The sequence below is a fragment of the Polaribacter sp. R77954 genome, assembly GCF_044595335.1.
GTDB lineage: Bacteria > Bacteroidota > Bacteroidia > Flavobacteriales > Flavobacteriaceae > Polaribacter.
Genome location: NZ_CP138992.1, coordinates 682,461 through 702,312 on the forward strand (window position 1 = coordinate 682,461; position 19,852 = coordinate 702,312).

General features: G+C 30.4%; 20 protein-coding genes. 16 read left to right on the plus strand and 4 right to left on the minus strand.

The genetic code is table 11. The features are described from left to right. Positions 1–17: 17 nt before the first annotated feature. A complete protein-coding gene (locus tag SJY27_RS03000) occupies positions 18–434 on the minus strand; it encodes a DUF2141 domain-containing protein (RefSeq protein WP_397446776.1) in 417 nt (138 codons plus the stop codon). A gap of 630 nt (positions 435–1,064) precedes the next feature. On the opposite strand from SJY27_RS03000, the gene SJY27_RS03005 reads away from it, so the two are divergent. From SJY27_RS03005 to argH, 11 genes are all read left to right on the plus strand, one after another. Beyond that, complete coding sequence (locus SJY27_RS03005; RefSeq protein WP_397446777.1) at positions 1,065–1,682, plus strand: GNAT family N-acetyltransferase; 618 nt, start codon at positions 1,065–1,067, stop codon at positions 1,680–1,682. Positions 1,683–1,686: 4 nt separating this feature from the next. Continuing rightward, positions 1,687–2,865: an argininosuccinate synthase gene (locus SJY27_RS03010; RefSeq protein WP_397446778.1), complete on the plus strand. Its 1,179-nt coding sequence runs from the start codon at positions 1,687–1,689 to the stop codon at positions 2,863–2,865. A gap of 157 nt (positions 2,866–3,022) precedes the next feature. After that, positions 3,023–4,006, plus strand: coding sequence for an N-acetyl-gamma-glutamyl-phosphate reductase (argC, locus tag SJY27_RS03015; protein ID WP_397446779.1), 984 nt, complete (start codon positions 3,023–3,025; stop codon positions 4,004–4,006). Positions 4,007–4,106: 100 nt separating this feature from the next. Beyond that, positions 4,107–4,901, plus strand: a complete 795-nt coding sequence (gene proC / locus SJY27_RS03020; protein WP_397446780.1) for a pyrroline-5-carboxylate reductase — start codon at positions 4,107–4,109, stop codon at positions 4,899–4,901. A 57-nt stretch (positions 4,902–4,958) separates the two neighbouring features. After that, entirely contained in the window at positions 4,959–6,089 is a 1,131-nt protein-coding gene (locus tag SJY27_RS03025; RefSeq protein ID WP_397446781.1) for an aspartate aminotransferase family protein, read from the plus strand. Between the two features lie 9 nt (positions 6,090–6,098). Beyond that, a complete protein-coding gene (locus SJY27_RS03030; protein ID WP_397446782.1) occupies positions 6,099–7,268 on the plus strand; it encodes a glutamate-5-semialdehyde dehydrogenase in 1,170 nt (389 codons plus the stop codon). A 55-nt stretch (positions 7,269–7,323) separates the two neighbouring features. Continuing rightward, positions 7,324–8,088 carry a glutamate 5-kinase gene (gene proB / locus SJY27_RS03035; protein WP_397446783.1) on the plus strand — a complete coding sequence of 255 codons (765 nt, stop codon included), beginning with the start codon at positions 7,324–7,326 and terminating at the stop codon, positions 8,086–8,088. Positions 8,089–8,131: 43 nt separating this feature from the next. After that, complete coding sequence (locus SJY27_RS03040) at positions 8,132–9,070, plus strand: N-acetylornithine carbamoyltransferase (protein WP_397446784.1); 939 nt, start codon at positions 8,132–8,134, stop codon at positions 9,068–9,070. 83 nt (positions 9,071–9,153) lie between these two features. Further along, a complete protein-coding gene (argB, locus tag SJY27_RS03045) occupies positions 9,154–9,930 on the plus strand; it encodes an acetylglutamate kinase (RefSeq protein ID WP_397446785.1) in 777 nt (258 codons plus the stop codon). A gap of 1 nt (position 9,931) precedes the next feature. After that, positions 9,932–10,999 (plus strand): M20 family metallo-hydrolase, encoded by a 1,068-nt coding sequence (locus tag SJY27_RS03050; RefSeq protein ID WP_397446786.1) that lies wholly within the window; start codon positions 9,932–9,934, stop codon positions 10,997–10,999. Positions 11,000–11,104: 105 nt separating this feature from the next. Beyond that, complete coding sequence (argH, locus tag SJY27_RS03055; RefSeq protein ID WP_397446787.1) at positions 11,105–12,379, plus strand: argininosuccinate lyase; 1,275 nt, start codon at positions 11,105–11,107, stop codon at positions 12,377–12,379. A gap of 221 nt (positions 12,380–12,600) precedes the next feature. Here the strand turns inward: argH and SJY27_RS03060 are convergent, their stop codons facing one another. From SJY27_RS03060 to SJY27_RS03070, 3 genes are all read right to left on the minus strand, one after another. Continuing rightward, positions 12,601–13,233 (minus strand): NAD(P)H-dependent oxidoreductase, encoded by a 633-nt coding sequence (locus SJY27_RS03060; protein ID WP_397446788.1) that lies wholly within the window; start codon positions 13,231–13,233, stop codon positions 12,601–12,603. A gap of 54 nt (positions 13,234–13,287) precedes the next feature. Then, positions 13,288–13,875, minus strand: a complete 588-nt coding sequence (locus tag SJY27_RS03065) for a Crp/Fnr family transcriptional regulator (RefSeq protein WP_397446789.1) — start codon at positions 13,873–13,875, stop codon at positions 13,288–13,290. Between the two features lie 121 nt (positions 13,876–13,996). Further along, positions 13,997–14,392, minus strand: a complete 396-nt coding sequence (locus SJY27_RS03070) for a VOC family protein (RefSeq protein WP_397446790.1) — start codon at positions 14,390–14,392, stop codon at positions 13,997–13,999. A 221-nt stretch (positions 14,393–14,613) separates the two neighbouring features. On the opposite strand from SJY27_RS03070, the gene SJY27_RS03075 reads away from it, so the two are divergent. From SJY27_RS03075 to miaA, 5 genes are all read left to right on the plus strand, one after another. Next, positions 14,614–15,144: an RNA polymerase sigma factor gene (locus SJY27_RS03075; RefSeq protein WP_397447890.1), complete on the plus strand. Its 531-nt coding sequence runs from the start codon at positions 14,614–14,616 to the stop codon at positions 15,142–15,144. A gap of 2 nt (positions 15,145–15,146) precedes the next feature. Then, entirely contained in the window at positions 15,147–15,935 is a 789-nt protein-coding gene (locus SJY27_RS03080) for an anti-sigma factor domain-containing protein (protein ID WP_397446791.1), read from the plus strand. 114 nt (positions 15,936–16,049) lie between these two features. Next, positions 16,050–17,639, plus strand: coding sequence for a M1 family metallopeptidase (locus SJY27_RS03085; RefSeq protein ID WP_397446792.1), 1,590 nt, complete (start codon positions 16,050–16,052; stop codon positions 17,637–17,639). Between the two features lie 445 nt (positions 17,640–18,084). Further along, complete coding sequence (locus SJY27_RS03090) at positions 18,085–18,900, plus strand: ion transporter (RefSeq protein WP_397446793.1); 816 nt, start codon at positions 18,085–18,087, stop codon at positions 18,898–18,900. Continuing rightward, positions 18,897–19,820, plus strand: a complete 924-nt coding sequence (gene miaA / locus SJY27_RS03095; RefSeq protein WP_397446794.1) for a tRNA (adenosine(37)-N6)-dimethylallyltransferase MiaA — start codon at positions 18,897–18,899, stop codon at positions 19,818–19,820. Before SJY27_RS03090 ends, miaA begins: the two co-directional genes overlap by 4 nt. The last annotated feature ends 32 nt before the right edge of the window (positions 19,821–19,852 follow it).

The following is a 19,852-nucleotide window of genomic DNA, read 5'->3' on the forward strand; positions in this document are numbered from 1 at the left end:
CTTTAAATAAATATTAATTAAAATTTGATATCTAAAGATACATTTTTATCAGAAACTACAAACTTTGCATTGTCAAATGTTGGTGGTGCAAAAGCCATATAATTATTAGAGGCTCCATAATCTTCTAGAGGCATTCTTTGGGCAGAAAAATCCATCTTATCGTTATTATTTTTATCATGATAACAAACAATTGCATATTCTCCTGGAGCCACATCTTTAAAAGTTACTGTACTTTTTCCATCTACAATTTTACCATTTGTGCCTTGAACAGGTGTTTGCATAAAATTATCTTTACTGTATAAAGCAAAACCAACTTTGCCATCATTAGAGGTTATATTAATTACAGTTGCAGTAATGTTAACTTTGTCTTGCGCATTTATTTTGTTTGAAATAAATAATGTTGCTGAAAATAATAAGGTTAAAAGAAATTTCATAATAAATTGTTTTTATGTGTTAGTGATTAATTATGGTACAAATATGCAACTGAACCACAGTTTTTAAAAGTAAACCCTACCGAGTTGTAATTTTTTAAGACCGAATTGTAATTTTAATGATCAAACTTTTATTTTTAGAGCTAAATTCTAAAAAAACCATAGTTATAAACTGTAATTAAAAAATCATTAATTCTAGAAATTCATAGTTTTTAAATATTAAAATCTTAACTAAAATTATAAATTGGTTAATATTTAATAAAAATTGACAAAAATCTTTACTATTGTGGTATCAAAAAAGAAAAAATATATACTTTTACACCAATGATTACTACAAGAATAAATAAAATATGTACTTCAACAGCACCCAGCTTACGCTTTCGCTGCGTTCGCCGCTAAAAATTTCATTTAGCAAACTATCAACATATTTAAGTACTCAACCTTTTTATTTATTATCGTGAATCTTTCTAAAACATCTTATTACAAATTACCAGTTATTTTAACTAATAATAATATGCGACGTAGGTTTCCTATTCGCCCTTTGGGGTAATTATTATTTTCAGAATTTAGGTGCGTCCAATTCTATATCAACAACAAACAAAAGAACTTTATCAAAATAAAAAACACAATGCAATGGAAATTGTAATTGCAAACAAATCACATACTATTTACGCTCAGATTATCTGCGATACAATTGCAGAAGCTGCACAAGTTAGAGGTACAGGTATTGCTAAAAGAAAACCTGAATATGTTGCTTCTAAAATGGAAAATGGTAATGCAGTTATTGCCTTAGAAGGCGATAAATTTGCTGGTTTTTGCTATATAGAACAGTGGGGTCATGGAAAATTTGTGGCAAATTCTGGCCTAATTGTACATCCTGATTTTAGAAATCTAGGACTTGCAAAAAAAATTAAAGAAGTTATCTTCAAACACTCTAGAACCAAATTCCCTGATGCTAAAGTGTTTAGTATTACAACAGGACTAGCGGTTATGAAACTAAATAGCGATTTAGGGTATAAACCTGTTACATTTTCAGAATTAACAGACGATCAAAGTTTTTGGGATGGTTGCCAAACTTGCCGAAATTTTGATGTTTTAACAAGAACAGAACGTAAAATGTGTTTGTGTACAGGAATGCTATTTGATCCAAAAAAACAAAATAAAGAAGAAACTGAGGCTTTGAAAGAAAGCCGATTTGAACGAATAAAAAAATTCAGACAAAACTTATTCTTAAAAAAAGATAAAAAATAATATCATGAAAAAATTAGTAATTGCATATAGTGGAGGTTTAGATACTTCTTATTGCGCAGTAAGTTTATCAAAAGATTACGAAGTACATGCTGTAAGTGTAAATACAGGTGGCTTTACAGAAACCGAAGTAAAACACATAGAAAGTAATGCTTATAAAATGGGGGTTACTACCTATAAAAATATAGATGCTGTTGCTACTTTTTATAATAAAGTAGTAAAGTATTTAATTTTTGGTAACGTATTAAAAAACGCTACTTATCCTTTATCTGTAAGTGCAGAAAGAATTATTCAAGCTATAGAAATCATAGAATATGCAAAAAGTATTGATGCAGAATATATTGCTCATGGAAGTACAGGTGCAGGAAATGATCAAGTTCGTTTTGATATGATTTTTCAAACATTGGCACCAAATATTAAAATTATTACGCCAATTAGAGATCAAAAATTAACAAGACAAGAAGAAATTGATTATCTAAAATCTGAAGGAATAGATATGAATTGGGAAAAGTCTAAGTATTCTGTAAATAAAGGACTTTGGGGAACAAGTGTTGGTGGTGTAGAAACTTTAAAATCAGAAAAACCTTTACCAAATGAGGCTTATCCTTCACAGTTAGAAAAAGATGGTGAAGAAAAAGTTGCACTTACGTTTAAAAATGGTGAATTTATAGCATTAAATGGGGAAGAAAACACACCAGAAGTAAATATTGAAAAGCTTAATAATATCGCTTCTCAATACGCAATTGGTAGAGATATTCATGTGGGAGACACTATTGTGGGCACAAAAGGTAGAGTTGGTTTTGAAGCTGCTGCTGCTTTAATTACAGTAAAAGCACATCATTTATTAGAAAAACATACTTTAACAAAATGGCAATTACAGCACAAAGAATATTTGTCTAGTTTTTACGGAATGCATTTGCACGAAGGGCAATATCTAGATCCTGTAATGAGAGATACTGAAGCTTTTTTACAGAGTTCACAAAAAATGGTTTCTGGTAATGTTGTTGTTACTTTAAAACCGTATCATTTTTCTTTGGATGGAATTGTTTCAGACCACGATTTAATGTCTAGCGCATTTAGTACTTATGGAGAAGAAAATAAAGCTTGGACCGCAGATGATGCAAAAGGTTTTATAAAGATTTTAGGCAATCAGAATAAAATATATCAGCAAGTAAATAAAAAATAGTTTAACTGTTAATTTGTTTAATTGTGTAACTGAAAAATTCTGTCCAAGACATTTACACGATTAAATAAATAAAATTCCTGCAAGATTTTAAAAACCTTGTAGGTATCAACTTAAAACCTACAAGGACTCAAAGACCTTTCAGGATAAAAATATTAGAATGAAAAATTTACAAGTAGGAATTATTGGTGGTGCAGGTTATACAGCAGGAGAATTAATTCGATTGTTATTAAGTCACCCAAAAACAAATATCAATTTTGTGTATAGCACGTCTAATGCAGGTAACAAATTGTATAAAGTGCATCAAGATTTAATTGGTTCTACAGAAATTGAGTTTACACAAGCAATAAATGCTGATGTTGATGTCTTGTTTTTGTGTTTAGGTCATGGAAATTCTTCTGCCTTTTTAGAAAAAAACAGTTTTTCATCAACTACAAAAATCATAGATTTAAGTAATGATTTTAGGCTAATTACTAATAAAAATTTTGAAGGTAAAGAATTTGTATATGGTTTACCAGAATTACAAAAAGAGGCCATTAAAACGGCTAAATATATTGCAAATCCGGGTTGTTTTGCAACCGCTTTACAATTAGCTATTTTACCTTTAGCAGCAAATGGTTTATTAAAGAATGATGTTCATATTAATGCAGTAACAGGTGCAACAGGTGCAGGAACATCATTATCAAAAACCACACATTTTACGTGGAGAGATAATAATTTTTCGCATTATAAAGCTTTTAATCATCAACATTTAGGTGAAATCAATCAAACTGTAAGGCAATTACAAGCTAATTTTAATTCTGAAATTAACTTTATGCCAAACAGAGGGAATTTCTCTAGAGGTATTTTTGCAACAATTTATACAAAGTTTAGTGGTTCTTTAGATGATGCCAAACAAATCTACCAAAACTATTATAAAGATGCTGCTTTTACATTTGTTGCTAATGAACCCATACACATGAAACAAGTAGTAAATACAAATAAGTGTTTGGTACAATTAGAAAAACACGGAGATAAATTGTTAATAACAAGCACTATTGATAATTTATTAAAAGGTGCTTCTGGTCAGGCCATTCAGAATATGAATTTAATGTTTGATTTTGAAGAAAGTTTAGGATTAAATTTAAAAGCGAATTATTTTTAAGCCTTACAAAGGCTTAAAATACTGAACTTGTTTCAGTATCTAACTATTAACAGTTTTAACTTTTGAAACATTCAAACTTTGAAACTTTAAAACTAAAAAGATGAAAGTAGCTATAATAGGAACAGGTAGTTTAGGGCAATCCATAGCAAAAGGTTTGCTTTCCAAAAAAGTAGTAAGCTCTTTATATTTAACTAAAAGAAATACAGCTTCTTTAGATGTATTTAAAAGAAATAAAGAAGTTGTACTTACCTCAGATAATGGATTAGCCATAGAAAATTCAGATATTATAATATTTGCTGTACAACCAAAACACCTTAGTAAAATTTTAGAGAGTGTAAAATATGCACTAAAAAAAACACAATTGGTCATTTCTGTTGCTACAGGATACTCTATAGGAAAAATAGAAAACACAATTGGTGCAAAACATGCTATTGTTAGGGCAATGCCAAATACAGCTGCTTCAGTGCGTCAATCTATGACCTGCCTTTCAACCAATGAAAAAGGGAAAACTCAAATTGAGCTGGCAAAAAACATATTTGATAGTTTAGGCGTTTCTATGGAAATACCTGAAGAACAATTACAAGCTGCTACTGTAATTTGTGCTAGTGGAATTGCCTTTTGGATGCGTTTGATTAGAGCGACTACTCAAGGTGCTATTCAGTTAGGTTTTGAAGCTGCAGAAGCACACGAATTGGCAATGCAAACCTGTTTTGGCGCAGCTACTTTGTTAAAGAAATCTGGCAATCATCCAGAAGCAGAAATAGATCGAGTTACTACACCAAGTGGTTGTACAATAGAGGGTTTAAATGAAATGGAACATCAAGGTTTAAGTTCTTCTTTAATTAAAGGAATTAACGCTTCTTTTGAAAAAATCAACCAAATAAAAACAAAATAATCCAAGGTGATTTATTCACTTGCTTAATAAGAAAATTATCAAATAAAAATTAATAATATGCCACTGTTTAATGTATATCCTTTGTATGATGTTACTCCTGTTAAAGCAAAAGGAGTCTATGTGTATGATGAAAATGAAACTGAATATTTAGATTTATATGGTGGCCATGCCGTAATTTCTATTGGTCATGCACATCCAAAATATGTAGAGGCTATAACAAATCAAGTAGCTTCGTTGGGGTTTTATTCTAATGCCATTCAAAATCCGTTGCAAAAGCAATTAGCAGATAAAATTGAAACGCTTTCTGGTTGTAAAAACTATGAATTGTTTCTATGTAATTCTGGTGCAGAAGCAAACGAAAATGCCTTAAAATTAGCTTCATTTCAAACCGAAAAATCAAGAGTAATTGCTTTTACAAATGGTTTTCATGGACGAACTTCTGCTGCAGTAGCTGCAACTGACAATCCAAAAGTAGTTGCACCAATTAACGCGCAACAAAAAGTTACGTTTTTAGATTTAAATGATATTAATGGGGTAAAAACCGAAATCGAAAAAGGTGATGTTTGCGCTGTAATTGTAGAATTTATTCAGGGTGTTGGTGGTTTAGACCAAGCAACTGCTAACTTTTTTGAGCAAGTTGATATCCTTTGTAAGGCAAATAACACCATGTTTATTGCTGATGAAGTGCAGTCTGGTTATGGTCGTTCAGGAAAATTCTTTGCATTTCAACATTATAAAGTAACTCCAGATATTATTTCTATTGCTAAAGGAATGGGTAATGGTTTTCCTATTGGTGGTATTTTGATTCATCCAAACATCAAAGCAAAATATGGGATGTTAGGTACAACTTTTGGTGGTAATCATTTGGCTTGTGCTGCTGGTTTATCTGTATTGAATGCAATTGAAGAAGAAAATTTAATAGCTAATACCAATGAAATTTCTGAATACTTTATTAAAATTGCAAAAACAATTCCTCAAATCAAAAACATTAAGGGAAGAGGATTGATGCTTGGTTTAGAGTTCGATTTTGAAGTGGGTGACTTACGTAAAAAACTCATTTATGATTACCACATTTTTACAGGTGGTGCAATGAATAAAAAGTTATTGCGAATTTTACCTCCTTTAACAGTCAAAAAAGAACACATCAATCAATTTTTTGAAGCATTAATTGACGCTTTAAAGCATTAGAAACTCCATATGAATACTTTATTATCCATAGAAACTAGAAATAACGTTTTGCTAACCATGGCAAAGCTTTTAGATGAATATAGAGCTGATATTATCAACATCAATAAAAATGATTGTGATGCTTATAAAGGCGATGATATTTCGATGTTTGATCGTTTAAAAGTAAATGATGCCAAAGTTGATGAAATGATTGCTGCTGCAAAACATTTGGCTTCTCAAGATGATCCTGTTGGTGTGGAACGTTTTAGTTTTCAGCACGAAAACGGAATGCAAGTCTACAATAAAACTGCTTCTTTTGGCACAGTGCTTATCATCTATGAATCTAGACCAGATGTAACTGTAGAAGCTGCAGGAATTGCCTTTAAATCAGGTAATAAAATTCTTTTAAAAGGTGGTAAAGAGTCTCTAAATTCTAATTTAAAGATTGTTGAATTGTGGCATAAAGCGTTAAAACAACATAATGCTTCAACTGATTGGGTGGAATATTTGCAATTCAACAGAACTGAAACGCAAGCATTTTTAGAAAAACCAACGCAAAAAGTAGATTTAATTGTGCCAAGAGGTGGAGAACGTTTAATCGCATTTGTTAAAAAACATGCAACTTGTCCTGTAATTATTAGCGGACGAGGAAATAATTTTGTGTTTGTTCATCAAGATGCTGATACAAATATAGCACTTGATATTATCATCAACGGAAAATCTAAAATTTCGGCTTGTAATGCTGTAGATAAAATTTTGATTGATGAAAATCTGCCAAATAGAATAGATTTTGTAAATGTGTTAATCAAAAAATTGACCGATTTAAATATCGAAGTTCTAAAAGCTAAAAACTTTTCATCAGACGAAATTTGGTATGAAGAATTTCTAGATTATAAAATATTGATTGGTAAAATAGATAATACTGAAAATGCAATTGCTAAAATCAACAAATATTCTGGTGGTCATTCTTCTGTAATTATCACAAAAAATGATGAAGTCGCAAAAACATTTATGGAAAATGTAGATACTGCGGCTGTATATCACAATGCATCAACTCGTTTTACAGATGGAGGTCAATTGGGCTTAGGTGGAGAATTGGCAATTAGCACAGACAAATTACATCAACGTGGACCAATTGGTTTACAACATTTGGTTACCAATAAATGGTATGTGCATGGAAATGGACAGGTTAGGAGGTAGTTGTTGGTTGTTGGTTGTTGGAATGAATAAAAACAGGGTAAAAATTCTGAATTAAATGAATAAAAAGAAGCGAATTTTACTAAAAATTGGTTCGAACACATTAACGAAAGAAACCAATAATATCTCTAGAGGAAAAATTGAGGATATTGCGAATCAAATTGCAAAACTCAAAGATACTTGTGAGTTTATTATTGTTAGTTCTGGTGCAATTGCTGTTGCAAAACAGTTTGTAAAACTAGAAAGCAAACAAGAAGATGTTTTTGTAAAACAAGCATTGGCTTCTATTGGGCAGCCTCATTTAATCCGTATTTATCAAGAAATTTTTAGAGAATATGGTTTATTGAGTTCTCAATGTCTTCTCTCCTATTCCGATTTTGAAAAACAACAAAGCAAAATCAATATTGTTAATACCATTAATGTTTTGGTAAATAATAATTATATACCTATTATTAATGAAAATGATACTGTTGCTACAGATGAAATTCAATTTGGAGATAATGATAAATTGGCTGCTTTAACAGCTTCCTTATTAGATGTGGATTTGCTAATTATTGCCACAAATACAAATGGTATTTATACAAAGGAATCTATTAAAAATAAAAAACCAAAAACTATTGAAGAAGTAATGGATTTAGGTGTTTTACAACAAGAAGTTGTAAGCTCTAAATCTACCCATGGAACTGGAGGAATGCAATCGAAAATTGAAGCAGCTTCATTAGCAAAAAATGCAAATATAGAAACTTGGATTGTAAATGGTTTAGAAGATAATTTTATTACAAATGCATTTGATAATATTGTGCCTTTTACAAAAATAAAATAATTGAATAGCAAGGGGTTTAAATCCCTTGTCAAAAATATAAAGTATGAAAAATTACACATCCATAAACGACATTGATAATATTAATTCTTGGATTGAAGAAGCCAAAGAAATTAAAGTAAACCCACTAGCAAATAAATATTTAGGACAAAATAAAACTTTAGGGCTGTTATTTTTTAACTCTAGTTTACGTACGCGTTTAAGCACTCAAAAAGCGGCTTTAAATTTAGGGATGGACCCAATAGTAATGAATGTTTCAGGAGATGCTTGGGGAATTGAATTTGGTGATGGAACTGTAATGAATGGAAATACAGCTGAGCATATTAAAGAAGCTGCTCAAGTAGTTTCTCAATATTGTGACGTGATTGCTGTAAGAGCTTTTCCTAGTTTAACTGACAAGGAAAAAGACGAATCTGAACAAGTATTATCCTCTTTTGTAGAATTTGCTTCTGTGCCCATAGTAAGTATGGAAAGTGCTACTGGGCATCCTTTACAAGGTTTAACAGATGCTATTACCATTTCTGAAAACGCAACAAAAAAGAAACCGAAAGTAGTTTTAAGTTGGGCACCACACATCAAATCATTACCACATGCTGTTGCTAATAGTTTTACCCAAGCAATGCAGAAAATGGATGTTGATTTTGTGATTACAAATCCAGAAGGATATAATTTGAGTCCAGAAATCACTAAGAATATTCCAATTTATCACAATCAAGAGGAAGCTTTTAAAGATGCCGATTTTGTGTATACTAAAAACTGGAGTTCTTATGACGATTATGGAAAAGTGCTAAATACAGATCCTAATTGGATGATTACAAAAGAGAAATTAGGAAACGCAAAATTTATGCACTGTTTGCCTGTAAGAAGAAATGTTGTGGTAGAAGATGCTGTTTTAGATTCTGAGAGTTCTTTAGTTATTCAGCAAGCAAATAATAGAACTTATGCAGCACAATTGGTACTTAAAAAAATATTAGAGGATTTATAATTGGCTTTTAGCATTTAACTTTTAGCCATTAACCGCGAACAGCAAAAAGCGAACAGCGAACAGCGAACAGCGAACAGCGAACAATGGAAAAACTATCAATCATAAAAATTGGAGGAAACATTATAGAAAATGAAATTTCTTTAAATGCTTTTCTAAAATTATTTTCTAATCTAGAAGGAAAAAAAATCTTGGTGCATGGAGGTGGAAAACGTGCTACTCATATTGCATCAAAATTAGGTATTGCATCTAAAATGATTAATGGTAGACGTATTACAGATGCAGAAACCTTAGAAGTCATAACAATGGTTTATGGAGGTTTGGTCAACAAAAATGTAGTAGCTAAATTACAAGCTTTACAAGTTGATGCTATTGGTTTAACAGGTGCAGATATCAACAGTATAAAATCGGACAAAAGACCTGTAAAAGAAATTGATTTTGGTTTTGTGGGTGATGTAAAAAAAGTAGCTCATAATTCTATTGATAAATTAATTAAAGCTGATTTTACTCCTGTTTTTTGTGCCATTACGCACGATGGAAATGGACAACTATTAAACACTAATGCAGATACCATTGCAAGTACAATTGGAGTTGGAATGAGCAAAATCTATGAAACATCAATTTATTATTGTTTTGAATTAAATGGTGTTTTACAAGATTTTAATGATAAAGAATCTGTGATTAAAAACATCAATTCAGAGAGCTATAAGGCGTTATTAAAAGACGGCATTATCTCTGATGGAATGATTCCTAAAATAGATAATTGTTTTGATGCATTACACAATGGTGTGCAAAAAGTCTATATTGGCAATACGTCTATGCTAACCAAAGAAAACGAGCTATTTACAACAATTACGGTATAAAATGAGTATTACAAAATTAACTGAAAAAGCAATTTCATTATTGAAAAGATTGATTGAAACGCAATCTTTTTCATCCGAAGAAGAAAACACAGCTTTATTAATTGAAGCTTGGTTTACAGACAATAACATTCCGTTTAAACGTACTAAAAATAATATTTGGGCAACCAATAAACATTTTGATGAAAGTAAACCAACATTACTATTAAATTCACATCATGATACTGTAAAACCAAATTCAGCCTATACAAATGATCCTTTTGAGGCATTTGAAAAAGATGGTAAATTATTCGGATTAGGATCTAATGATGCAGGGGGTTGTTTGGTTTCTTTACTAGCCACTTTTGCGCATTTTTATGCTCAAGAAAACTTGAAATACAATTTGGTAATTGTAGCTTCTGCAGAAGAAGAAAGTAGTGGTAAAAACGGATTGAATTCGATGTTGTCTATCATTCCACATATTGATGTGGCAATTGTTGGTGAACCTACTTTAATGAATTTAGCGGTTGCAGAAAAAGGTTTGGTTGTTTTTGATGCAGTTGTAGAAGGAACTCCTAGTCATGCTGCACATCCAAATAACAACAATTCCATTTATAATACGATTGATGTTTTGCAATGGTTTAAAGATTTTAAATTTAAAAAATCATCAGAAGCTTTAGGTGATGTTAAAATGACGGTTACTCAAATAAATGCGGGTTCTCAACACAATGTGGTGCCTGCACACGTAGATTTGGTTATCGATGTTCGTGTAAATGATGCGTATTCGAATCAAGAAATTGCAACTATTTTACAAGAACAATCTCCTTGTACTAAAATAACACCAAGAAGTTTACGATTAAATTCGTCATCAATCAATCCAAATCACGATTTGGTAAAAGCAGGAATTGCAATGGGAAGAGAAACTTATGGATCTCCTACCCTATCTGATCAAGCTTGTTTATCTTGCCAATCTTTAAAATTAGGTCCTGGAGATAGCACAAGATCACATTCTGCTGATGAGTTTATTTATGTTGCCGAAATTGAAGAAGGCATACAAATTTATGTGGAATTGTTGAATCGTGTAATAACATAATAAGGCTAGTATCCTGCAAGGTTTTTAAAACCTTGTTGGTATTTAAATTATAATCATAATATACCTACAAGGTCTTTAAGACCTTGCAGGATAAAAAAGAAAAATATGAAACTTTGGGATAAAGGATTTTCAATAGACAAACAAATAGAAAACTTTACAGTAGGTAATGATAGAGAAATTGACATTCATATCGCAAAATATGATGTGCAAGCTTCTTTAGCACACGCCATAATGTTGGAATCTATTGGAATTATTTCTGCTGATGAATTAACTGACTTAAAAAAAGGCTTAAATGAATTGGCGGCTGATATTGAAAACGGAACATTTGTTATTGAGGAATCTTTTGAAGATGTGCATTCTAAAATTGAATGGGAACTCACCAACAAATTAGGTGAAGTTGGTAAAAAAATTCATACAGCTCGTTCTAGAAACGATCAAGTTTTAGTGGCTTTACAGCTGTATTATAAAGAGAATTTATCAATTATAAATGATAAGACAAAAACACTTTTTGATACACTTTTAGGTTTATCAGAAACACATAAAGACAGCTTATTACCTGGTTATACGCATTTACAGGTAGCAATGCCATCATCTTTTGGCTTGTGGTTTTCTGCTTATGCAGAACTATTAATTGACGATGTGTATATGCTAAATGCAGTTGCAAAAATGGTAGATCAAAATCCTTTAGGTTCTGCTGCTGGTTATGGTAGCTCCTTTCCTATTGATAGAGAATTAACCACCAAAGAATTAGATTTTGCAACCTTAAAATACAATGTTGTTGCAGCACAGTTAAGTAGAGGAAAAAGTGAACGTTCAATCGCTTCTGCTTTAGGAGGATTATGTAATACAATGTCTCGTTTTGCCATGGATGTTTGTTTATATATGAGTCAGAATTTTGGTTTTATTTCTTTTCCTGATGAACTAACTACAGGAAGTAGCATTATGCCACACAAAAAAAACCCAGATGTTTTTGAATTGATCCGTGGAAAATGTAATAAAATTCAGGCTTTACACACAGAAATGGTAATGATTACCAATAATTTACCAACTGGTTATCACAGAGATTTTCAATTGTTGAAAGAGAATATTATTGCCGCTTTTGAAGATGTAAAAGATATTTTAGATATTTTTAATTATTCCATTCAACAAGTGATTGTAAAAGATATTGATTTGAATGATGAAAAATACCAATATTTATTTACAGTAGATAGCATTAATAATTTGGTAGTAGAAGGAATGTCTTTTAGGGAAGCCTATCAAAAAATTGGCGGTCAAGTGCAAGCAGGAACTTACAAACCAGATTTAGGGAAACAGCATTCGCATTTAGGAAGTATTCATAATTTAGGATTGGATAAAATTGCAGAGAAATATCCGAAGTAAAACCTAGAATGTATGTTACTAAATCTTAAAAATTGATTAGCGACTTCATTTTCTATTCATAGCATTCGCTAAAACACCTAATGTTTTAGTTATTTAAACCTTGTAACGTGAAATTTATTTTTGAATTATAAAATTAATAGATTTAAAAAAAGCATAAAAAAGCGATTTGAATTAAAATTCAAATCGCTTTTTTATAAAAGGTTACTATTTTTCTTAACTATTTATGCTATTGTTGTAACCAATTCATCCATTGGTTTCCTAACTTTTACAAGCGTTGCTAACCAGTCATTATCTACATCTTTATAACCTAAAGGTAATAGTAATGTGCTTCTTAAACCTTTTGCTCTTAAACCTAAAATTTTATCTAAAGCTGCTGGATCAAAACCTTCCATTGGTGTATTGTCTACACCTTCAAATGCTGCTTGTGTTATTGCTGCCATAAAGGCAATGTAAGTTTGTCTTGCTGCATGTTCAAAATTTGTTTCGCTATCTCTTTGCGGATAAGTAGACAATAACATTTGACGATAGTTTTCCCATCCTTCGTTTTTAAATCCTCTTATTTCATTGGTTAAATCAAACATGTGATTGATTCGGTTTTCTGTGTATGTATCCCAAGCTGCAAATACCAATAAATGTGAACAATCTGTAACTTGTGATTGATTCCAAGCAATTTCTTTAATACTTGCCTTTATTTTATCATTAGTAATTACAAAAACCTCAAAAGGTTGCAATCCACTTGATGTTGGTGCCAACCTTATGGCTTCTAAAATATTGTCAATTTTTTCTTGTGGTACTACTTTGCCATTCATAGCTTTTGTAGCATAACGTTGTTGTAATTTATCTAAAAAACTCATAATTAATTTTAATTTTTTACAAAATTACAAGTAAAGTAATATCTAAAAATTAATCTATGGTAATAAATTAGTTTTAACTCTTTCTTTTCTAATTCTGCTCAAACTTTGAGGGGTAATACCTAAAAAAGAGGCGATTTGGTAGTTGGGTATCACTTTTTCAAATACGGCATAATTGTTTACAAATTGATTGTATTTTTCTGCTGCTGTAAATGCCAATAAATTTAAAATTCTTCTTTGTAATGCAGCAATTCGTTTTTCAAAATTTTTACGCTGAAAGACTTCAAAATCAGGAAATTCTTTATATAGTTCGTTTAATTTATCATTATGGATAATCAGAACTTTAGAATGCGTTAAACTTTCTATAGATACTATAGATTTTTCATTGGTATAAAGTGTCATATAATCACTAATCCACCAATTTTTTACGGCAAATTGTAGGGTATGTTCTTTTGCATTTTCTGTTTTATAGAAAGATCGTAAACAACCACTTGCCACAAAAATATGTTCTTTTTTTAACGAATCATCAGAAAGAATAAGTTCTCCTTTTACTAAATTTCTTTCAACAATAATTTCTTTAAGCTTATTTTCTATTTCTGCAGAAATTGATATGTTTTTTTTAAAATAATCTAAGAGTTCATTCATATGTTAAATTAAAAATTTAACAGCGAATTTATTTTAATAAATCATCAAAAACAAATCAAACAATTTTTTCAAAACCTCAATACATCATTTTAGAGTTATCAAATTCAATTATCGCTTATTTCTACAAATTCTGCACAAGTTGAATATTATTCCCACAAGTGTTGTTAAAAATTGCATACTTAACATTCCCAGCTATTTTAGGTTTTACGCTGAATGCTACATCTAAAGCCAATAATCTTTCGTATTCAGCGTCCACATTATCCACATCAAATTGGGTATAAGGATACCCAGCTGCTAATAAAGCATCTTGATAGACTTTACAAGGTTTAAAATGATTTGGTGCTGGTTCTAATAATAACTCTGGACCATCTTGCCAATCTTTAGAGACTAACGTAATCCATCTATTTCCACCTCCTAAAGGCTGGTCTTTCTTAACCAAAAAACCTAATTTTTTAGTGTAAAATTGAAATGCTTTTTCTTGATCTCTAACAGGTATGCTAATTAATGTGATTTTCATTCTACAAAATACAAATGTTAATATTCCAAATATCAACAATTTAAACTTTATTTACTAATTTACAAATGCAATTTTAAAGACGATTTTTTTACTGGAATGTTAAATAATTTTTGATTTTTATTCATGAATTTACCAAAATAAACAAAAATATTACCGATTTTTTTTTGTGACAAAAAATGAACTTCACACATATAAATTTGTTTATTTTTGTGCTATCATTTATGAATTTAGAACATTTAATTTTACAATTTCAACAAAAAGAGGTAAAGGCCTACGAAAAACTATACGCCATGTATTGCGATAGTATTTCTGGGGTAATTAATAATATTGTTAAAAATAATGATGTTACTCAAGAAATTACACAAGATGTTTTTATAAAAGCTTGGCATAAAGCAGATACATATAATGCAAAAAAAGGTCGTTTTTTTACTTGGTTACTCAACATTGCAAGAAATGCGGCTATTGATTACACACGATCAAAAAAATATAAAGAATCTAAACAAAACCTTAATGCCGATTTTTTCGTAGATATTTTAGAAACCAGTAAAAGTTTAGATAAATCTACAGATACCATTGGTTTAAGAGCATTTGTTACCAAATTAGGTGATACCTGTAAATCTGTTATAGAGTTATTGTACTTTAAAGGGTTTACGCAAAAAGAGGCTTCTGAGGAATTAAACATGCCTTTGGGAACCATAAAAACAAGAAATAGAACTTGCATTGGCGAATTACGTACAATGTTAGGCGCATAAAAATGGATAGTAAAACGTACATAGCATCTGGAATTTTGGAACTTTATGTTGCAGGGTCTCTTTCTGAAAAAGAAAATCAAGAAGTGTACGAGGCTATGCAAAAATATCCTGAAATAAAAGCAGAAGTTGAGTCTATAGAAAATGCAATTGTACAATTAACTGCTTTTACCAAAAAAGATGCTCCTTACCCTTTTGATACCGTAAAAAGTAAAATAGTGGTTGATGAGCCAAAAGTAATTCCGATAACAAAACCTACAAAAACTAATAACTGGAAACAATACATAGGTTGGGCTGCTGCTGTTGTTTTTGGAACTACTTTAGTTTTTTCAGTATTGCAAAATAGCAGACTAAAAAAGCAATTGGCTTCTGAAAAAGAAATGTTAGAAGCCCAAATTGATAGCGCATCAACTAATTTAGCAGCCGCAGAAAAATTAATTGAAGTTTTTAGAGATAAAGACATTATTACTGTGCCTTTGGCAGGACAAACTGTATCTCCAACTTCGTACGCAAAAATATATTGGGATAAGAAAACAAATTCCATCTATTTAGATGCTAAAGGTTTACCAGATCCTCCAGAAGGAAAAGTTTACCAAGTTTGGTCTTTAAAATTAAATCCGTTAACACCAACAAGTTTAGGAACTTTAGATTCTTTTACTGCTGATGTTAACAAAATATTTACCATCACCAATGCCAACGAATCTGAAGCGTTTGGTATTACTTTAGAACCTGAAGGTGGAAGCCCTTCTCCTACTTTAGAACAGTTGTATACTTTAGGAGCAATTGCTACATAACAAGAAAATTATTTTTATTTTTTTCAATGAAACTTTATTTATTTGAAGTCTAAATTCTATTTAATTACTAAATTTAGCTCTCAGATACCAAGTTTTATTTTTAATAAAATAATTATGATAAAAAATTATACATACCTATTCATTACACTACTCGTATTTACAAGTACAATTAAAGCTCAAGATGCTTATGTTAGAAACACGTCTGCAGATGTACTTGATTATGTTTTTAAACTTCATTTAAATGATACAAATAATGAAATTTCTGGAGAAACGTTAGTAACTGTAAACTTTAAAGAAGATGTTTCTACTTTTTCTTTAGATTTGATGGGTAAATCTGAGTTTTACGGAATGGAAATCACCAATATTTTTGAAGGTGATAAAAAGGTAGATTATACACATATCAACAATAAAATTAGCATTACACCATCACCAGACAGTTCAAAAACAAAAATTTTTAAAATCCAATATCATGGAGTAGCAGAAAAAGGACTTGTAATTAACAAAACAAAATACGGTCAACGTTCTTTTTTTGGTGATAATTGGCCAAATTTAGCCAGACATTGGTTACCATGTGTAGATCATCCTTATGATAAAGCCAGCATAGAATTTGCCATTACTGCACCAGAAAAATATGATGTTGTTGCTACTGGAAAAAAAATAGAGGAAAGTAATTTAGGCAATGGCTATAAACTAACTAGGTATAAAGAACCTGCACCAGTAGCTACAAAAGTAGTTACCATTGGTGTTACAAAATTTGCAAGTAAACTTTTAGGCGTAGTTAACGAAATACCTGTTACTGCATGGGTGTATCCAGAAAATAGATTAGATGGTTTTTCGGATTATTCAATTGCCACCAATGTTTTGAATTATTACATACAAAATATTGGTCCATATTCTTACGCAAAGCTAGCCAATATACAAGCTAAAACTCAATGGGGTGGTTTAGAAAATGCAGGTACAATTACCTATTTTGAGAATTCTGTAAATGGTAAAAACGAAGTTGAAGGTTTAATTGCTCATGAAATTGCACATCAATGGTTTGGAAATTCTGCTACAGAAAATAGCTGGAATCATGTTTGGCTGAGTGAAGGTTTTGCTACATATTTTACAATTTTATATCAAGAAAAAATGTATGGAAATGAAAAACGAAAAAAAGAATTGGCACTTGATAAAAAACAGATCATTGCTTATTTCCAAAAAAATCCTTCTGCAATTGTAGACAATTCTATAAAAGATCCTGCAAAGGTTTTAAGCACAAACACCTATCAAAAAGGGGGTTGGTTTCTTAATATGCTACGTCATAAAGTAGGTGACGAAGCTTTTTGGAATGGTATTAGAGCGTATTACAAAAAATACAGAAACTCAAATGCTATGACTGCAGATTTTCAGAAAGAAATGGAATTGGTTTCTAATCAAAATTTAAATGATTTTTTCCATCAATGGCTATTTGTTAAAGGGTATCCTGAATTAAAATGGAATTGGAAATACAAAAGAGGGAATCTTATCATCAACATAAAACAAGTTCAAAAACATTTTATATTTGATTTTCCTCTAGAAATTGAAATTCACAAAGACGGTGTTACAACACTAAAAACCATACCAATAAATACAAAATCTAAAACCATAAAAATAGCGCTAGATGCCAAACCTAACAATATTGTTTTAGATCCAGACTTTTGGCTCTTATTTGAGGATAAGAATTAATTTTAATCAAAACAAATGGATTCATCTTTACTTTAAGTTGATCTGAAAAACTAAATTTTAAATGTTATTCTGCTAAAATTGAACATAAAAACACGCATAGCAATTAAGCAATGCGTGTTTCATCCAACTAAAACCAAACTATGGTTTCTTTTTCCCTTTTCAATGTATCTTAATGCTCTAACTATTAGAATATTTTTTTTAAAAGGCGAATTAAATAATCGAAACGTTTTAAGTTTTTTCCATGAAGTGCTTTGTTATTTGATTGTGAATTGAATCTCAACAATACTTACGAAAATAGGTAAAGTACGGTTTTATAAAAGTGTATTTTTTTTAAAAAAAATATTACAATCCCTTATAAACAAAGGGAAAAAAGAGATTAAAAAAATTAAAAACTCAGTAAATAATTGTAATATTGTATTGCAGAATTAATCTTCTATTAAAAGAAATGACAAAAAAAAGTACTTGGAAACAGCGTCTTCATGAAGTTATTTATGAAGCAGATACCAAAGAGGGCAAACTTTTTGATGTGGTTTTACTAATCGCAATTATTGCAAGTATTTTGTTAGTAATGTTAGAAAGTGTAGATAGTTTTGATAAAAAATATCATACGTTTTTAAATATTTCTGAATGGGTTATTACCATCCTTTTTTCTATAGAATATATATTAAGAATTATATCTATTCATAAACCAACCAAATATATTTTTAGTTTTTATGGTATGATAGATTTATTGTCTACCATACCAAAATACCTATCATTTATAATAATTGGTTCTCATCATTTAGCAGCATTAAGAGCCTTGCGTTTGTTAAGAGTATTTAGAATTTTAAAATTAACCAGATATGTAGGTGCTTCTAATAATTTGTTAGTGGCTATGAAAGCCAGTAAAGCAAAAATTTTGGTATTCTTATTTTTTGTAACTATTATTTGTATCATATTGGGTACTATTATGTACATGATTGAAGGTGCAGACAATGGCTTTACAAGCATACCAAGAAGTGTATATTGGGCAATTGTAACATTAACCACTGTTGGTTTTGGTGATATTGCTCCTCAAACTCCTCTAGGTCAGTTCATAGCAAGTATTATTATGATTTTAGGGTATGCTATTATTGCAATTCCTACAGGAATTGTAAGCTCAGAAATTGCAAGAAATGCTAAAGACGAAAATAATACGCAAGCTTGCCCAAATTGTTTACAAGAAAAACATAAAAACAATGCCAAACATTGTTACAATTGCGGAAGTATTTTAAACCCATGACAAAAAACTTACACAATACTTTAATTACCATAGTTGGGCCAACAGCAATTGGTAAAACTGCTTTAAGCATTAAGTTGGCCAATCATTTTAAAAGTGATATTATTTCTTGCGATTCTAGACAGTTTTATAAAGAAATGACTATTGGTACAGCTGTTCCTGAACCTGATGAATTGGCTGCAGCGAAACATCATTTTATACAAGACAGAAGTATTTTTGATGATTATAATGTAGGCGAATTTGAAAGAGATACTTTAAAAAAAGTAGCAGATTTATTTCAAAAAAATCCAACTCAAATTATGGTTGGTGGTAGTGGTTTGTATGTAGATGCTGTTTTAAAAGGATTAGATTATTTTCCTGATGTAGACAAACAAATTAGAATTGATTTAACCAAAGAATGGCATGAAAAAGGCATTGAATCGATACAAAAAAAACTAGAAGTATTAGATATTGATACCTATAATACCATTGCTTTAGATAATCCTCATAGAATAATAAGAGCTCTCGAAATATGTATTGGTACAAAAACAGCTTATTCAACTTTTAAAAATAAACCAAAAGCACCCAGAAATTTCAACAGTATTAAAGTAGGTTTAACCGCAGATCGAGAAATTATTTATAATAGAATAAACCAAAGAGTAGATATTATGATGCAAAATGGTTTGTTAGACGAAGCAAAAAAACTATACCCCTATAAAAATTTGAATGCTTTACAAACTGTGGGATATAAAGAATTGTTTTCTTTTTTTGATGGCAATATCACAAAAGAATTTGCAATTTCTGAAATCAAAAAAAATACCAGACGTTTTGCAAAACGACAATTGACTTGGTTTAAAAAAGATGATGAAACAATTTGGTTTGATCATCTAACCAATATTAACGAAATTATTGCATCCATTTCTAAAAATATTAACGCTTTTTAACTGATATACATTTTGGTAAACCATTCGCTTTT

Bases quoted from the DNA above. Each gene is read 5' to 3' on its own strand.
- SJY27_RS03000 (WP_397446776.1), bottom strand. From the start codon at position 434: ATGAAATTTCTTTTAACCTTATTATTTTCAGCAACATTATTTATTTCA.
- SJY27_RS03005 (WP_397446777.1), top strand. From the start codon at position 1,065: ATGGAAATTGTAATTGCAAACAAATCACATACTATTTACGCTCAGATT.
- SJY27_RS03010 (WP_397446778.1), top strand. From the start codon at position 1,687: ATGAAAAAATTAGTAATTGCATATAGTGGAGGTTTAGATACTTCTTAT.
- argC (WP_397446779.1), top strand. From the start codon at position 3,023: ATGAAAAATTTACAAGTAGGAATTATTGGTGGTGCAGGTTATACAGCA.
- proC (WP_397446780.1), top strand. From the start codon at position 4,107: ATGAAAGTAGCTATAATAGGAACAGGTAGTTTAGGGCAATCCATAGCA.
- SJY27_RS03025 (WP_397446781.1), top strand. From the start codon at position 4,959: ATGCCACTGTTTAATGTATATCCTTTGTATGATGTTACTCCTGTTAAA.
- SJY27_RS03030 (WP_397446782.1), top strand. From the start codon at position 6,099: ATGAATACTTTATTATCCATAGAAACTAGAAATAACGTTTTGCTAACC.
- proB (WP_397446783.1), top strand. From the start codon at position 7,324: ATGAATAAAAAGAAGCGAATTTTACTAAAAATTGGTTCGAACACATTA.
- SJY27_RS03040 (WP_397446784.1), top strand. From the start codon at position 8,132: ATGAAAAATTACACATCCATAAACGACATTGATAATATTAATTCTTGG.
- argB (WP_397446785.1), top strand. From the start codon at position 9,154: ATGGAAAAACTATCAATCATAAAAATTGGAGGAAACATTATAGAAAAT.
- SJY27_RS03050 (WP_397446786.1), top strand. From the start codon at position 9,932: ATGAGTATTACAAAATTAACTGAAAAAGCAATTTCATTATTGAAAAGA.
- argH (WP_397446787.1), top strand. From the start codon at position 11,105: ATGAAACTTTGGGATAAAGGATTTTCAATAGACAAACAAATAGAAAAC.
- SJY27_RS03060 (WP_397446788.1), bottom strand. From the start codon at position 13,233: ATGAGTTTTTTAGATAAATTACAACAACGTTATGCTACAAAAGCTATG.
- SJY27_RS03065 (WP_397446789.1), bottom strand. From the start codon at position 13,875: ATGAATGAACTCTTAGATTATTTTAAAAAAAACATATCAATTTCTGCA.
- SJY27_RS03070 (WP_397446790.1), bottom strand. From the start codon at position 14,392: ATGAAAATCACATTAATTAGCATACCTGTTAGAGATCAAGAAAAAGCA.
- SJY27_RS03075 (WP_397447890.1), top strand. From the start codon at position 14,614: ATGAATTTAGAACATTTAATTTTACAATTTCAACAAAAAGAGGTAAAG.
- SJY27_RS03080 (WP_397446791.1), top strand. From the start codon at position 15,147: ATGGATAGTAAAACGTACATAGCATCTGGAATTTTGGAACTTTATGTT.
- SJY27_RS03085 (WP_397446792.1), top strand. From the start codon at position 16,050: ATGATAAAAAATTATACATACCTATTCATTACACTACTCGTATTTACA.
- SJY27_RS03090 (WP_397446793.1), top strand. From the start codon at position 18,085: ATGACAAAAAAAAGTACTTGGAAACAGCGTCTTCATGAAGTTATTTAT.
- miaA (WP_397446794.1), top strand. From the start codon at position 18,897: ATGACAAAAAACTTACACAATACTTTAATTACCATAGTTGGGCCAACA.